Annotated in this window: 1 protein-coding gene; it reads left to right on the top strand. The window is 57.8% G+C overall.

Annotated features, from left to right (window positions below; translation table 11 throughout):
* Positions 1-189 (top strand): hypothetical protein (locus L901_RS27550; protein WP_210179001.1); only part of this gene is annotated, 189 nt, incomplete at its 5' end.
* Positions 190-441: the final 252 nt, after the last annotated feature.

Here is a 441-nt window from a genome sequence, read left to right as displayed (position 1 = left end):
GTCACTGCATTGATTTCGCAAAGGGTATGGATAGTGTCGCCGGCGGCTGAGGTGAACGCCTCGGCCGGAATGCGCACCAGCGGAAGCCCTTGCATGGCGGAAACTGGTTTTCTGATTGGCTTTTTGCTAACCGGGACAATCTTGCAAGGGAGGACTCCTGGCGTGCTCGTGACACCGATGATCGAGTGACGTACCGATTTTTTACAGAGGCTCTGGCCGGTGCGGACCGTCCTGCAGAGCATTGCCCAGCCTGTGTCACCTTATCCGTGTGGTGGCTTTCAGGCACAAAGAGATGGGATCGAGGGCGAACGGACGCCTGAGGGATCCAGAGTGGTGAGCGCATTCCTTCAACTCCACCCTGGATACGAAGGATCCGAACGTGCCCAACATCATCTACCTCCCGTCCGCACTCGGTGCGATCAAGACCCACCACCTCCACGA

It is taken from the genome of Agrobacterium sp. D14, assembly GCF_001526505.1.
GTDB classification, from domain to species: domain Bacteria; phylum Pseudomonadota; class Alphaproteobacteria; order Rhizobiales; family Rhizobiaceae; genus Agrobacterium; species Agrobacterium leguminum.
Note: the sequence above shows the minus strand (reverse complement) of the source record. Positions and strands in the feature narration are given on the sequence as shown.